Annotated in this window: 13 protein-coding genes; 1 reads left to right on the forward strand and 12 read right to left on the reverse strand. The window is 64.3% G+C overall.

The genetic code is table 11. The features are described from left to right. Positions 1–66: 66 nt before the first annotated feature. The 12 genes from P7F60_RS26440 to P7F60_RS26495 all read right to left on the reverse strand — a co-directional run bounded on the left by P7F60_RS26440 (position 67) and on the right by P7F60_RS26495 (position 12,336). Positions 67–1,182, reverse strand: a complete 1,116-nt coding sequence (locus P7F60_RS26440; protein ID WP_277920634.1) for a branched-chain amino acid ABC transporter substrate-binding protein — start codon at positions 1,180–1,182, stop codon at positions 67–69. A gap of 61 nt (positions 1,183–1,243) precedes the next feature. Beyond that, complete coding sequence (locus P7F60_RS26445; protein WP_277920635.1) at positions 1,244–1,789, reverse strand: sarcosine oxidase subunit gamma family protein; 546 nt, start codon at positions 1,787–1,789, stop codon at positions 1,244–1,246. Beyond that, complete coding sequence (locus tag P7F60_RS26450) at positions 1,782–4,589, reverse strand: 2Fe-2S iron-sulfur cluster-binding protein (RefSeq protein WP_277920636.1); 2,808 nt, start codon at positions 4,587–4,589, stop codon at positions 1,782–1,784. Before P7F60_RS26450 ends, P7F60_RS26445 begins: the two co-directional genes overlap by 8 nt. Next, positions 4,570–4,854 (reverse strand): sarcosine oxidase subunit delta, encoded by a 285-nt coding sequence (locus tag P7F60_RS26455; RefSeq protein WP_277920637.1) that lies wholly within the window; start codon positions 4,852–4,854, stop codon positions 4,570–4,572. The genes P7F60_RS26450 and P7F60_RS26455 overlap by 20 nt, the downstream gene beginning before the upstream one ends. A 9-nt stretch (positions 4,855–4,863) precedes the next feature. After that, positions 4,864–6,117: a sarcosine oxidase subunit beta family protein gene (locus P7F60_RS26460; RefSeq protein ID WP_277920638.1), complete on the reverse strand. Its 1,254-nt coding sequence runs from the start codon at positions 6,115–6,117 to the stop codon at positions 4,864–4,866. Between the two features lie 229 nt (positions 6,118–6,346). Beyond that, a complete protein-coding gene (locus tag P7F60_RS26465; protein ID WP_277920639.1) occupies positions 6,347–6,997 on the reverse strand; it encodes a TetR/AcrR family transcriptional regulator in 651 nt (216 codons plus the stop codon). 207 nt (positions 6,998–7,204) lie between these two features. Next, complete coding sequence (locus P7F60_RS26470; protein ID WP_277920640.1) at positions 7,205–8,119, reverse strand: SUMF1/EgtB/PvdO family nonheme iron enzyme; 915 nt, start codon at positions 8,117–8,119, stop codon at positions 7,205–7,207. A 221-nt stretch (positions 8,120–8,340) separates the two neighbouring features. Further along, positions 8,341–9,483, reverse strand: coding sequence for a copper-containing nitrite reductase (nirK, locus tag P7F60_RS26475; RefSeq protein ID WP_277920641.1), 1,143 nt, complete (start codon positions 9,481–9,483; stop codon positions 8,341–8,343). A 263-nt stretch (positions 9,484–9,746) separates the two neighbouring features. Beyond that, positions 9,747–10,040 (reverse strand): metal-sulfur cluster assembly factor, encoded by a 294-nt coding sequence (locus tag P7F60_RS26480; RefSeq protein ID WP_277920642.1) that lies wholly within the window; start codon positions 10,038–10,040, stop codon positions 9,747–9,749. A 4-nt stretch (positions 10,041–10,044) separates the two neighbouring features. Beyond that, positions 10,045–10,578 carry a DUF2249 domain-containing protein gene (locus P7F60_RS26485; RefSeq protein WP_277920643.1) on the reverse strand — a complete coding sequence of 178 codons (534 nt, stop codon included), beginning with the start codon at positions 10,576–10,578 and terminating at the stop codon, positions 10,045–10,047. Between the two features lie 3 nt (positions 10,579–10,581). Then, on the reverse strand, positions 10,582–11,934 hold the full coding sequence (locus P7F60_RS26490; RefSeq protein ID WP_277920644.1) for a hypothetical protein: 1,353 nt from the start codon (positions 11,932–11,934) through the stop codon (positions 10,582–10,584). Positions 11,935–12,054: 120 nt separating this feature from the next. Beyond that, entirely contained in the window at positions 12,055–12,336 is a 282-nt protein-coding gene (locus P7F60_RS26495; protein ID WP_277920645.1) for a DUF2249 domain-containing protein, read from the reverse strand. Positions 12,337–12,564: 228 nt separating this feature from the next. Between P7F60_RS26495 and hemN the strand changes: the two genes are divergently transcribed. Further along, positions 12,565–13,917: an oxygen-independent coproporphyrinogen III oxidase gene (hemN, locus tag P7F60_RS26500; protein ID WP_277920646.1), complete on the forward strand. Its 1,353-nt coding sequence runs from the start codon at positions 12,565–12,567 to the stop codon at positions 13,915–13,917. Positions 13,918–13,924 lie beyond the last annotated feature (7 nt).

Below are 13,924 nucleotides of genomic sequence, written 5' to 3' on the forward strand. Positions count from 1 at the left end.
GCTTATGCGGCTGGTTCCAGTTAAAAAAGGCCCGGCGCTCGGCCGGGCCTTTTATTTTTTGCGCGTTTATTTCGCGATCGGTGCGTAGGCGCCGTTGCTCCAGCGATTGATGTCGTAGCTGGCGTTCTTCAGGTCGCCCTTTTCGTCGAAAGTGACGGTGCCGACGACGGTGTCGATCGGCTGGCCGTCCTTCAAGGCAGCCGCGACCTTGGTCGGATCGTCGGAGCCGGCGCGTTCGATCCCTTGCGCGAAGGCCTGGATGACGGCGTAGGAGAACAGCGTGAAGCCTTCCGGCTTGAAGCCGCCGGCCTTGATCTTCTCGGCGGCGTCCTTCGCCTCGGGCTTGGCCTGCGGATCGGACGGGAAGACGAACAGCGTGCCTTCGCCGGCCGGGCCGGAAACCTGCCAGAATTCCGGCGAGGCGATGGAATCGGGCATGATGAGTTGGAACTTGTAGCCCTGCTCGGCCGCCTGGCGCAGGATCAGGCCGGCTTCCGGGTGGTAACCGCCGAAATAGACGACGTCGATCTTGGCATCCTTCAGCTTGGTTACCAGCGCATTGTAGTCCTTCTCGCCGGGGTTGATGCTTTCGGCGAGCGTTTCCTTGAGGCCGCTGGCGTTCATGGTGGCGCGCACCGCATCGGCGACGCCCTGGCCATAGGCGGTCTTGTCATGCAGCACGGCGACCTTCTTGCCGGCATATTCCTTGGCAATCCACGGGCCGATGAAGGCGCCCTGCGCGTCGTCGCGGGTGTAAAGGCGCATGATGTTGGTCCAGCCCTTGGCGGCGGCGTCATCCGTCATGACCGGGTTGGAGGAGGCCGGGCTCATCATCAGCGTGCCGTTTTCGGCATAGACGGCGGAGGCCGGGATGCTCGAGCCCGAGCAGGCATGGCCGTCGACGAAATTGATGCCGCTGGCGGCAATGCGGTTGGCGACCGAAACGGCCTGCTTCGGATCGCACTGGTCGTCTTCGAACTGCAGCTTGATCTTGCGGCCCATCACGCCGCCCTTGGCGTTGATGGCATCGGCCGCCGCCTGCGCGCCCTGCCGGAACTGGTCGCCGATGGTGGCGAGCGGGCCGGTCAGCGGGCCGGCCACCGCGAAGGTCAGATCCTCGGCGCGCGCCGCCGTGCCCATGAGCAGGCCGATGGCCGTGCCGATAATCAGAATGCGCTTCATTGTCTCACTCCCGTTTTCGTTTTCGCCCGCACCAGCGCGGGTCGCTCCATCCAAAACCGATTCATGTTTTAAACACCTGCTTATCCGAAAGCAGCGGCTGGCATTCAAGCCATTCCCAGAGAGAGGCGGCAAGCCCCCGCTCGACATGCACACGCAATGCCTGCGGCCCTTCATGAAAATACACGGCGCATGTCACGCCGCCAAACGGTATGGCGGCAGAGGGACCGGCCCGGTCCGGATCGACCGTCACCGCCCGCCCCAGGAGATTGCGCAAGCCTTCACCCCGCATCTCCAGAACGCGCTGCCCCGCGCCGACAGTGGTAACAGCATAGCCTTCCTCATGCCACCCGTCCGCACATTCGCCCGGCGCAAGGCCGATGGCAAGCATCCGGTCGCGCGCAAGCCGCACCGCATAACGTTCGCCGGAGGCCACCGCCAACCCGCCGACATCCCCGCCGAGATCGTATCGCGCCAGGAAGCGACCGAGGTCGCCGCTGACGAGCCGTTGTGTCAGGCCGGTGATCGCGCGGATGGTGATATCGGGGCCGGTCAGACGGGCTTCCGCCCAATCCGGTTCCGGCCGCCATGTGCGGGAGAGGTCAAGCATGGAGGCGGCTCCCTTCCTCATCGAAGGCGCAGGCGGAGACGATGCGGGCGCGCCGGATCTGGCGCAAGTGCTGCAACTCGATCACCTCGCCCATGCGCGACAGGCCGCGCTCGATCAACCCGAGCGCGATCGGCTTCTGCAGCGCCGGGCTGAAATAGCTCGACGTGACGTAGCCGGTGCTGCGCAGGCCGGCCGATGACGGCTCGATGCCGTGCGCGCCGGTCGGCAGCAGGCCTTTGTCGTCGATTGCCTCCAGCCCGACGAACTGCCGGCGATCTGCGCGGGCGGCATCCTCTGCCAGCAGCGAGCGACGGCCGATGAACTCGACCTTCTTGCGCTCCAGCGGCGCGGTGAGGCCGAAATCCATCGGCCGGCTCGTCCCATCCGTATCCTTGCCGATGACGATATAGCCCTTTTCGGCGCGCAGGATCATCAGTGCCTCAAGCCCGAGCAAACGCGCGCCAAAAGCCTCGCCCGCCTGCCGCAACCGCGCCCAGAGCGCTGCCGCACGATCGGCCGGCACGGAGATCTCGTAGGAGCGCTCGCCGGTAAAGCTGATGCGGGCGATGCGCAGCGCGACCCCTTCGAAGACGCCTGAAACGACGGCCATATGCGGCAGGGCCATATCGTCGAGCGCGATGCCGAGGTCGAGCACTTCCATCAGCGCCAGCGCCTTCGGGCCAGTGACCGTCAATGTCGCCATCTCGGCGGTGGCGTTGTGGATGAAGATCCGCCGCTTGTCGAAACGATCCTGCCGCCATTCCTCCAGCAGACCATGCACGCCCGCGACATGCGAAGAAGAGCAGGAAACGACGAAACGGTTTTCATCGAGCCGCACCAGAACGCCGTCGTCATAGACATTGCCGCCCTCGGTCAGGATGAAACCGTAGCGGCAGCGGCCGGGCGCCAGCGTCGACATGGTGTTGTAATAGATGAAATCGAGGAAGTTCGCGGCATCCGGCCCGATCACCTCGATCTTGCCGAGCGGCGAGCCATCGAACAACGCGACGCCGTTGCGCGCTGCATGCGCTTCCGCCTGGATGCGTTCGTCGGCCGGGCCGTCCCCGTAATAGGCCGGGCGCAGCCAGCCGCCGTAGTCGCGAAACACCGCAGCGTCGGCCCGATGCTGCTGTTCCAGCGGCAGGCGGCGCAACGGCTTCATGCGCGTGCCGGAGCGCGCACCGGCGAAGGAGGCGAGCGGTACCGGCGTGAAGGGCGGACGATAGGTGGTGGTGCCGACCTCGGGAATGCGCCGGCCGGTAAGTTCCGCCATCAGCGCCAGACCGTTGACATTCGAGGTCTTTCCCTGGTCCGTTGCCATGCCGAGCGTCGTGTAGCGCTTCAGATGCTCGACGGAGACGAAATTTTCGCGCACGGCGAGTTCGACATCCTTGGCGGTGACGTCGTTCTGGAGATCGATCCAGACTCGTTCCTTGGAGTTTGGCTTCGGCCAAGCGGCGACGATGCCGAATTCCCGGCCTTCCGTCGCGCCAATCTCCGCCGGAAGCTTGAAATCGCCTGCGGCGGCCCCGACCACGTCGACACCGTCAACCGGCCGGCCGGGAACGAAGGCCAGGATATCGTCGCGCCAATCCAGCTTGCCCTGTGCCTGGCAATAGAGATGCACGCTTGGCGTGAAGCCGCCGGAGGCGAGCACGGCATCGGCTTCCAGCAAGCTGCCATCGGACAGTCTGACGGCATTGACCGCACCACGGCCCATGGCGGAAACGACGGTGCGTCCCGTCAACACGCGAAGGCCGGCCGGGGCGGGAGCATCGGCGCGGTAATCGACGACGATGACATCCGCCCCGGCCGCCGACAACGCTTCCGCCGTCTCATAGGCCAGGCCGTTATTCGTGGCGATCATCACCTTGCGCCCGGCGACGATGCCGTAGCGGCGCAAATAGACGAGCGCGGCCTCCGCCGACATGATGCCCGGCAGGTCGTTGTTGCCGAAGGGCAAGGGGCGTTCGATGGCGCCTGTCGCCAGCACGATCGATGTCGTGCGGACGCGCCACAAGCGGTCCGGCGCACCGTCCAGGCCCTTCTGGTTGAGGCCGACCAGATGGTGGTCGTAGATGCCGAAGGCCGTCGTGCCGGTCAGCACCAGAGCGCCGGCCTCGGCCAGTTCCGCCGCCACATTCGCAGCCCAATCGGCGCCGGCTTTTCCCTCGATGGCGCCCTCGCGAAACAACAGGCTGCCGCCGACCTGCCGGCCGTCGTCGCAGAGAAGCACGCGTTTTCCGGCGCGCTGCGCCGTGCGGGCGGCGAGCAGGCCCGCCGGCCCGGCGCCGACCACCAGCACGTCGCAGTGGTGATTTATCTGGTCGGCGAAGGCGGGGTCTTGCACCTTTTCGTCAAGCACGCCGAGACCCGCCATCTGGCGGATGCGCGGCTCGAACAGATGCCAATCCGGAACCATGAAGGTTTTGTAGTAGAAGGCGGCCGGGATGAAGCGCGCGAAGGCATCGAGGAAGGCATGGCGATCCTTCTCGGCGCTCGGATCGGCATTGACGCTGCGCACGGTCATGCCATCGACGGCAAGCGCCTGCGTGGCGCGGGTGTTCGGCATGTCGCCGGCGATATCGACCAGCGCATTCGGCTCCTCGACGCCGGCGCCCCAGAGGCCACGCGGGCGATGATATTTGAAGCTGCGGCCGAGCACGGAAACACCGCCGGCCAACAGCGCCGAGGCGACCGTATCGCCGGCAAAGCCTTCGATCACGCGCCCGTCGAAGGTGAAGCGCAGCGACCGCGCGCGGTCGATGGCGGAGCCGCCCTCAGTACGCCATGCCGTCATTGCCGTCTCCCTCTCCGAGCGCGAAAGACTGCGCCACACGGTGATGCACGGTATCCCGCTCCATACGGAAAATTTCGCCGCAGGTCATGTGCATCCAGATTTCGTTCGCCGCCCCGCGCGGATTGTTGCGCTCGTAGAGATAGGCGGTCCATTCGCCGTCGGTGACGGTGCGAAACCCTTCCGGGCGATGGTTGCCGGCATCGCCGCCGAAATGAAATTCGCTCTCGCTGCGCGGGCCGCAGAAGGGGCATGGAAAAAGCTGCATGAAAACCTCCTAATGCGCGATGCCGGAGCCGGCAGCCTCATCGATCAATCGCCCGCGCGAAAAACGGTCGAGATCGAAGGGGCGGCTGACATCGTGATGCTTGCCGGTCGCCAGCAGATGGGCGAGCAGCGTGCCGCCGGCCGGAATGGCCTTGAAACCGCCCGTGCCCCAGCCGCAATTCAGGAACAGGCCCGGCAGCGGGCTTTCCCCGAGGATCGGCGAGGAATCCGGCGTCACGTCGACGATGCCCGCCCATTGCCGCATCAGCCGGAGCTGGCGGAAGGACGGGAACATTTCGAGAAGGCCCGAGACCACCTCCTCCAGCACCGGCAGGTTGCCGCGCTGGCCATAGGAGGGCACCCGGTCGAGCGCCCCGCCGACGACCATCTCGCCCTTGTCCGACTGGCTGGCATAGGTGCCGGTTCCCGGAGACAGCACGACGGTATCGAGCACCGGCTTGATCGGCTCGGACACGCAGGCCTGCAGCGCATAGGAGGTGATCGGCAGGCGGAAACCGGCCTTGGCCGCCAGATGCGAGGAATGGCCGGCGACGACCATCCCGGTGCGCTCGGCGCGGATTTCGCCGCGGCTGGTCCTGACGCCACGGCACCTGCCGCCTTCGATCAAAAAATCCTCGACCTCGCAGGACTGGATGATATCGACGCCCAGCCGGTCGGCGGCGCGCGCATAACCCCAGGCCACCGCATCGTGGCGCGCCGTGCCGGCCCGCCCCTGCCAGACGCCGCCGAACACCGGATAGCGCGCCTGCGGCGAGACATTGAGAAGCGGCAGAACGCGGCGCACGTCGTCGATGCCGAAGAGTTCGGCATCCGTGCCGTTGATCTGCATGGCGTTGACGGTGCGCGCCGCCATCTCCATCTCCGCCTCGCTATGAGCGAGCGTGATGATGCCGCGCTGGGACAGCATGATGTTGTAGTTGAGATCGCGGCCGAGCCCCTCGTAGAGCTTCAGGGCCATCTCGTAGAGCGCCGTACTCTCGGGGAAGAAATAGTTGGAGCGCACGACGGTGGTGTTGCGCCCGGTATTGCCGCCGCCGAGCCAGCCCTTCTCGATGATCGCGATATTGCGGATATTGTGCGTCTTGGCGAGGTAATAGGCCGTCGCCAGCCCATGGCCGCCGCCGCCGATGATCAGGATGTCGTAGCGCGGTTTCGGTTGCGGCGAGCGCCAGGCCTGCTGCCAGCCCCTCTGGCCCCTGAGGCCTTCCTTGAAGAGCGAGAATGCCGAATAGTGCCGGGTCATCGCGCGCCTGCGCGGCGGCAAGATGGCAAGGCCGAGTGTCGCGTCATGCGCTGCCCCATGGATGAAAAAACCGTTCCCTCCGGGCCTCCGACGCCCGGTCCGGCATCATGCGTATTCCCTCTGGACACAAATGTCCAGAACATTGCGGAAAGTGATGCGAAACTGCAGCTTATCCACCGCATCTCGCCTTGCTATCCGGATATTTCGGCGTGTACAGAGATGCCCGTTTTCAGCCGTCCGGCTGGACTCGACGCGCGAGTTCCTCGAAAGCCGCGACCTCGTCATCCGAGCCCTCGCGGCCAGTAAAGCTGAGGAGATAGGGCTGCAGCAGGCGCAGCCGCATGTCGCGGTCGTCGCGCATGCCGAGCGTGTAATGGCCGATCTGCGTGAAATAGAGGACGCGCGCGCGGATGAAGGCTTCCTGCTCCGGATAGCCGTAACGCAGGAACATGCGGGTCACGGCATCGACGCGCTGGTCGTCCGCCTGGTCGACCACCTCGCGCACCGCCGCATCCACCTGCCCCCAGGAACGCACTGCCGCATCGAGCCGCGGATTGAAAAGCCCCGGATCCACCCAGCATTCGAAGATATGGCACACCGCTTTCGTCACCGTCGGCGCGGGGCGCAGCGCCCGCTCGATGATCGGGCTGGTGTTCTTGCGCAGCCAGTATTCGAGCAGTTCCCGATGCAATTCCTGCAAATCGGCGAAAAACCAGTAGAAACTGGACCGCGACACGGCCAGCGTCCTGGCCATCACCTGGATCTTCACATTGGCGATGCCCTCTTCCATGAGCGCCGCAATGCCCGCCTCGACCCACGCCTCCCGCGTCATGCGCCCGGCCGCCGCCCTCTTCGCCCTGGAAGCGTCCGGAACACTCACGATCTCTCCTCCCGGCGGTTTTCATTGCGCAGGGGCTAGGAGATATCAAGTTTACGGCAAGAATCCACCCTGCGCGCCTCGCAAAGATCGCCGTTCGGCGGGATCCGGATTGCCAACATTTGTGGATCGGCGGTCTCGCCGGTCAGCAGGAACAGGCCATGGCGCCCGATGGCCGGCCGCCATGACCTGAGGATGGCGCGAAAGTTATCAGATCTCTATCCCCCGCGCCCGGAGCTTTTGAAGCAGCGGCGCATACCAGTGCGTGTCACGGATCAGGCGGAAGCCGACATTATCAGGGGGTACACCGACCGCGCAGCCGCCGCCTTTGGGGTTGCGGATGAAAGCGCTCATGGCCGCCCGGTGCTTGCCGCTTGCGATGTGGACGCCGCAGGAGGAATCGGCGCTCGCCACCTTCCCGGCCGTGTCCAGATTGACGCGCCGGTTGCAACTCGTGGTCCATTCCCAGACATTGCCAGCAAAATCGGCGAGCCCGTATTCGTTTTCGCCGAAGTGCCCAAGCGGTTGCGGCATGGGATCGCGCGACGCCTTGCGCGCGGCTTCGCGGCGATAATCGGCAAGCCAACGGTCGGCCGGGTTGGTGCTCGCGGCATCGACGCCGAGCGCGTCGTCGGGAAAACGCTCGCCGGCGGCGAAGGCCAGATCCTGATCGCTCGGTAACGTCCAGACCATGCCGGTGCGATCGCTCAGCCAGCGGGCATAGACGGCTGCATCGTCATAGCTGACCCCTGTTGCCGGCATATCCGCCGTTTGCGCGGAAAGAAAGCCGGGTTCGGCCGGGGCGCACACCTGATCGGCCACGCAGCGTTCATAATCGGCTGAGGTCACCTGGTATTTCATGATCGTCAGCGCATGTTTGACGGCAATCGTCGTCATCGGCCCGTCGACCGCGAAGCCATTGCGGTAATATTCGCCATTCTCGCGATAGCTGAAACTGCGCGGCGCGATGTCCACGGTCGTCGGTGCGGCCAGCACCGGACCAGCGGGGGCGAGGTCGACAAGGCCGGTTTTCACCGCGACGCCGCCGACAAGCGCGGTCAGCAGCAGGATTGGGAAAGCAAGCGAAGTCCAGGAATTCTCGAGGGTTGACGTCAGCGCAGCCATGGCGGCCTCCACGCGTTACATCGAAATGCTTGGCGCATAATCCGGACGGAGTGAAACGAGGATCGACAAGATTATGCTTCAAACAAAAGAGCTTAGAGTGTCGATCTGAACCAGTCAGACCGAACGGCGCTCTCAAGCGACGATTGACCGGGCCGCCAGGAGCGGCCCCAGGTCGGAGCGGACATGCCCGCACGAGGGTCGGGCATGTCGAACTGCCAGCGTCATGCGCCGTTCGGCGGGGTCAGCGAAGTCATCAGATCGTTGTTCCACTCGCCGGTCACGGTGAAATGCGCGGCCGCGCCCAGTTCGAATGCCTCGATCAGATTGTGGTTGACATAGGCATAGATGCCGGGCTGCTGGAAAGTATAGAATGCCGCCCCAGCCGTGCCGCCCGGAATGAACCAGGTTTCCTGATCCACATCGGGGATGTTGCGGAACTTCCCGGTCGCCCAGACGTAATCGCCATGGCCGCCGATCAGGTGCGGACGCGTGTCACGATTGGCCTGCGAGTGGACGATCAGCACCTTTTCCCCGACCTTTGCCTTCAGCGCATTGTCGCCGGTCAGGGCGCCGACGGCCCCGTTGAAGACGATGTGGGTCGGGGTCAGCGTGCGCATCACCTCGACCGTATCGGCATAGGCATCGCCGGCAGACTCGTATTTCTTGTAGTTCCCGTCAGCGTCGCGGGGAACGTAGAAGTCCTGCTCGCCGACATAGTAGATCCGGTCATAGGCCAGTTCCTTGCCATGCCCGTCCGTCAGTCCTTCGCGCGGCAGCACCATGATGGCGCCGTTCATGCCGGACGTGACATGCCAGGGCACCATTCCGGGAGGTGCGCAGTGGTAGACGAAGACACCGGCCTTGGTGGCCTTGAAGCGCAGCACGGTCCGTTCGCCGGGGTTGACCACCGTCAGCGCGCCGCCGCCGAGTCCGCCGGTTGCCGCATGGAAGTCGATATTGTGCTGCAACGTGTTGCTTTCGGGGTTGATCAGCGTCAGTTCGACATAGTCGTTCTGATGGACGACGATCATCGGGCCGGGGACAGAACCGTTGAAGGTCATGGCATGGACTTCGGTGCCCTTGTCGTCGAGGATCATCTTCTTTTCCTCGATCGTCATGGTGACTTCGTAAATCTTCGGGTCGCCGACCGCCTTCTGGGTGTGGGCGTGAACGAAGGGCGGCTTGACGAGCTCGATCTTCACACGCTCCAGCTTGGAGATATCGACTGCGCCCGCCGGCGCATCCGTTATGGCGGCGGTGCCTTCCGCATGCGCCATCGATGCCGCAATGATCGGCGTCAGAACGCCGGCAAAGGCGGCCCCGCCAAGAATAGTGCGGCGTGTCATCTGAAACTGCTCGGTCATTGCTTTTCTCCTTTTAAAGGACGGAGCGATCTTTCGCTCTGTCATTCCTGTTTTAGGAGTTTCCGGGCCGAACTCTTTGCGAATGAACAAACATCTTCTGAGAGCGGGTGCGACATATTGGCATGAATGGGGGTAATACTTGCCTATCCGCCTCAAGAATCCAAATATCGCCACACGATAGATTTTGGAAATACATTAGAATAATTATAAGAAAGCATGAGCCGCAAATAAAACGGCCCGGAGAGATATCCGGGCCGTTGGCGTCACGCCTGCATCATATCCGGCGTCCAGGGCGGGTCATAGGTCAGGTGAACCTCGGCATATTCGACCCCCGGCACGGCCCAGGCGCAATTGTCCACCGCTTGCGTGAGAAAACCGCTTGCCGGACAGAAGCGTGTCGTCGTGGTCATGGTGACGTGGGCAATGCCGCCCTCCTCCACGCGGACATCGTAGACCAGTCCGAGATCGACGATATTGCTGCCGAGTTCCGGGTCGATGACCAGCCGCAGGGCATCGCGGATATCCTGCTCGATCCTGGCTTTTTCGTTTGCGTCCATGGCGTCAGTTCCCCGGCCGCCCGACGCGCACGAAAATCCGGTAGCTCGCGCCGCTCGCGTCGAAATTCCCGGCCCAGCGATGGCCGCGTTTCGTCAATTCGGGAAAGAGGAAGACCGGCTCGCGGGAAAGCAGCGCAAACACCACCTCGCCCTCCGCCAGTTCCTCAACAGCGGTCAGAATACGAACCATCGGCTCGGGAGGGTCGAGTTGCGCAAGATCGAGATAGCGGGACGGCTCCGGCCAGGTTTCGGGGTTGTCGGCATCCGGCGAGGTTTCGACTGCCGCGACGGCGCTCTGCGGCGTGAACAACACTTCCCAATCCCCGCCCTCGATTTCACGGGCCTCGTGGTCGAAGCCACGGTTCGCCATGACGTTGAACAAGGGCTGTGGACGAAACGTGGCGATCAGCTTCAATGCCTGGCCCGGAAGAAGGTCCTGCACGGCCTGCATGATCGCCTGGAACGGCTCGCCGCCGTTGCGCAAGACAGGCCGCACGTCGAGCACCGCCGGCGTGATCTCACGAGAAATGTCGGGCATCGGTCATCTCCTTGACGTGGTAAGGGGCAGAAAAAGATTCGGCGGCACAATGGCGGCCGGGGTTCGCAGGGCGGCGGGCACGGCGGAAAGCCGGCGCGCCCGGACGAATTCGCGCATGATGGCGAGGGTTGCGGCCAGTTGCGCGAACACGACGATACGGAAGAGGCCGGACGCCCCTGCGAAAAGCGCCAGCGTCGCGGCGGCGACCGCACCATAATACAGCATGAACAGAATGCGCGCGCGGCTTTCCTCGACCAGATCCTGGACCCTGGGAATCGGCGCCCGGCCCATGATCGGGCCGTAGGCTTCCAGCCACGTCAGGAAAGCGACGATCTTGTAGAGCTGGGCAAGCCCCAGCCCGGTCAGCCAGCCGAACACAAAGAGATAAACGAGTGCGGCGACGCCGTCGCCGTCACGCATGGCCGGCACGTTGACCAGCAGGATGGCAACCAGCAGCGCGGCGATGGCGATGAAACTGGCGCGAATGTTCAATTCGGCCTGCTTGCGCTTGCGCGCGCGATAGATGTGAAGCACGTCGCCGCCATAAAGCAAGGCTGCCACAAGCGTCAGCAGCAGCGCGGCGGCAAAAAGCACGGCCTCCCCGGAAAGGCCGAACAGAACAGTCGCAATGCAGATGAAAAGCAGTCCCATAGCAAGGCCCGTTGCCTGCAATGCCGCGTGGCTTGTCGGCCGCTCCTTTTCGGGCGCCAGCAGAAACATGGTCAGCAGGCGATAGCTGACGCCGATGGCGGTCACGCTGAGCCAGCCGCCGAGGCCGAAGGTCGCATGCAGACTGACGCCATCGGCGACGAGTCGGTCGAGCAGCGATCCGGCGCCGACCCCCGACAGGGCGAGGGTGAAGCAGAAGCCGAGCAGGATCGTGCCGGCGAGCGCGGCAAGTCCGAGCGCAACGAAGCGCGCCGGCAGGGGCAGCGGTCGCGCCGCCAGCAGCGAGGCCAGGAGAATGGCAAGCACGAGGCCGAAGCCGGCAACCAGCGCCCCGCCGCCGAGAGGCAGCAGGACAAGCGGCAGGTCGACCGCACCTGAAAGCGCAACGAAGCCTGCGACCAGGCAAATGAGCCCGACGATGAGCAGCAGCAGGGCCGGCGCGGCATAGTTTCCGCCGACCAGCGGCCGGCCGACCAGCACGGGTACGAACTGAAGCAGCGCGCCCACCATCAGCAGGCTCAGCCAACCGATGGCGACGACATGCACGAGCACCAGCGTTTCCGGCGCGCCGATGGCGGCGGCCGGATAGCCAAAGCCCGCCGCCATCAAGCCCTGCCCCACGACAAGCATGAGGCAGGCGGCAGCGAAATAGGACATGGTCCAGCGAGAGAGCGTCGCGCCCGGCATATCGTGTCTCCTCCTTCGCCTTTTATTTCCGCGTCTCCAAAAAGCGCGGACATGCCCGATCTCTTCGTTTCGACGTCGTTCAGGACGGAAAACCGCCTCGCGTTTTTCCCGGAGATGCGTCTAGTGGTTGGTTCCGCAGCAGCATTCACAGCCGCCGCTTTCTTCCAGCCGGCCGATCTCGACGCGCCAGACCTCCGGTCCCTGTTCGAGATAATCCCAGCCGAACTGACCGGGGAAATTGGTTTCAAGCTGGTAGTGCAACGGACGCGGATCGTGATCGCTGGTGATCAGCATGGTTTTTCCGGGAAGCAGCGCGCCGAGCATGCCGAAGATGCGCGGATGGCGTTCGCGCGGCGGGACAGTGCGGACGTCGATGAAGGGCTTTTCCTGTGGTTCAGACATATCGGTGTTTCCGTTGCAGCCGCTTGAGAATTCGTCCCCGGTCGGATACGGCCCGAACCAACCGGAACCCTCTGACATTAGTCGCAGAGCTCTCCCGCCACTTTGTCGGCGCGCAAACAAAATCGGAATTTTGCGTTCGTCATACCTTTGCTTGGCTTTCCGCAAAGAAGGCCTCTTCCGCCTTGGCTAGAACCGTCCTCAATCGACACACGGAAAAGAGGAAACGCCATGCAACAGGCGCTGATCGAAAAATATGGCGAGGCACGGCTGCCGCGTTACACCAGCTACCCCACGGCGCCCGCCTTTTCGCCGGCCGTCGGCGCCGGAACCTACGGCGATTGGCTGGGCGGGATCGCGCCGCAAACCGAGGCGTCGCTTTATCTGCACATTCCCTTCTGCCGCTCCATGTGCTGGTATTGCGGGTGTCATACGACCATCACCCAACGCGACGAGCCGATCCTCGATTATATCGATATGCTCCGGAAGGAAGTCGGCCTCGTTTCCGGCACGGTCGGCGATCGCCTCAGGATCCGTCATGTGCATTTCGGCGGCGGCACGCCGACGATCATGCAGCCGGAGGAATTCCGCGATCTGATCTGGCTGCTCCGCGCCCGTTTCGCCTTCATGGAGGGCGCGGAAATCGCCGTGGAGATCGATCCGCGCACGCTGACGCCCGACATGGCAGCCGCGCTCGGCGAAGCCGGCGTCACCCGCGCCAGCCTGGGGGTACAGAGTTTCGATCCCGTCGTGCAGAAGGCGATCAATCGCATCCAGAGCGAGGCGCAGACCGCGGACGCGGTGGCGCGGCTGCGCGCGGGCGGGATCGGCGGCATCAATTTCGATCTGATATACGGTCTGCCGCACCAGACGACGGCCTCCTGTATCGAAACGGCGAAGACGGCCATCGCCATGCGGCCGGAGCGCTTCGCCGTCTTCGGCTACGCGCATATCCCGTCCTTCAAGAAACACCAGCGCCTGATCGACGAGCGCGCGCTGCCGGATGCGGCGATGCGGGCCGAGCAGGCCGAGGCGATTGCCGCAACGCTTATCGCCGCCGGCTATGTCCGCATTGGTCTCGATCACTACGCGCTGCCGCAAGACAGTCTGGCGGTGGCCGCCCGGCGTGGCCGGCTGCATCGCAACTTCCAGGGCTACACCACGGATGCCTGCACGACACTCATCGGTTTCGGCGCATCGTCCATCGGCCGGACGCCTGACGGCTACATCCAGAACGAAGTGCCGCCAGGCCTCTATGCGCAGCGCATCGCCTCCGGGCAGCTCGCCACCGTCAAGGGCTATCGACTGACGGCCGAGGATCGGCTGCGCGCCGACATCATCGAACGGCTGATGTGCGATTTTCGTGCCGACGTCACGGCCATCGCCGCGCGGCACGGATTCGACGCCGCCGCCCTTTTCGAGGGCAACGGACGGCTGGCGGCGTTGCAGGAAGATGGCGCGGTCGATGTCCACGGCGGCGTTGTCACCGTACGGCAGGATCATCGCTTCATCATCCGCGCCGTCGCCGCCGCGTTCGACGCCTATATCGAGACCGCCGCCCGGACCCACAGCAAGGCGGCATGAAAGCAAG

The sequence above is a fragment of the Rhizobium sp. YJ-22 genome (assembly GCF_029601685.1).
Taxonomy (GTDB): domain Bacteria; phylum Pseudomonadota; class Alphaproteobacteria; order Rhizobiales; family Rhizobiaceae; genus Metarhizobium.

Coding starts and splice junctions, on each gene's coding strand:
- P7F60_RS26440 (WP_277920634.1), bottom strand. CDS start 1,182: ATGAAGCGCATTCTGATTATCGGCACGGCCATCGGCCTGCTCATGGGC.
- P7F60_RS26445 (WP_277920635.1), bottom strand. CDS start 1,789: ATGCTTGACCTCTCCCGCACATGGCGGCCGGAACCGGATTGGGCGGAA.
- P7F60_RS26450 (WP_277920636.1), bottom strand. CDS start 4,589: ATGACGGCATGGCGTACTGAGGGCGGCTCCGCCATCGACCGCGCGCGG.
- P7F60_RS26455 (WP_277920637.1), bottom strand. CDS start 4,854: ATGCAGCTTTTTCCATGCCCCTTCTGCGGCCCGCGCAGCGAGAGCGAA.
- P7F60_RS26460 (WP_277920638.1), bottom strand. CDS start 6,117: ATGACCCGGCACTATTCGGCATTCTCGCTCTTCAAGGAAGGCCTCAGG.
- P7F60_RS26470 (WP_277920640.1), bottom strand. CDS start 8,119: ATGGCTGCGCTGACGTCAACCCTCGAGAATTCCTGGACTTCGCTTGCT.
- nirK (WP_277920641.1), bottom strand. CDS start 9,483: ATGACCGAGCAGTTTCAGATGACACGCCGCACTATTCTTGGCGGGGCC.
- P7F60_RS26480 (WP_277920642.1), bottom strand. CDS start 10,040: ATGGACGCAAACGAAAAAGCCAGGATCGAGCAGGATATCCGCGATGCC.
- P7F60_RS26485 (WP_277920643.1), bottom strand. CDS start 10,578: ATGCCCGACATTTCTCGTGAGATCACGCCGGCGGTGCTCGACGTGCGG.
- P7F60_RS26490 (WP_277920644.1), bottom strand. CDS start 11,934: ATGCCGGGCGCGACGCTCTCTCGCTGGACCATGTCCTATTTCGCTGCC.
- P7F60_RS26495 (WP_277920645.1), bottom strand. CDS start 12,336: ATGTCTGAACCACAGGAAAAGCCCTTCATCGACGTCCGCACTGTCCCG.
- hemN (WP_277920646.1), top strand. CDS start 12,565: ATGCAACAGGCGCTGATCGAAAAATATGGCGAGGCACGGCTGCCGCGT.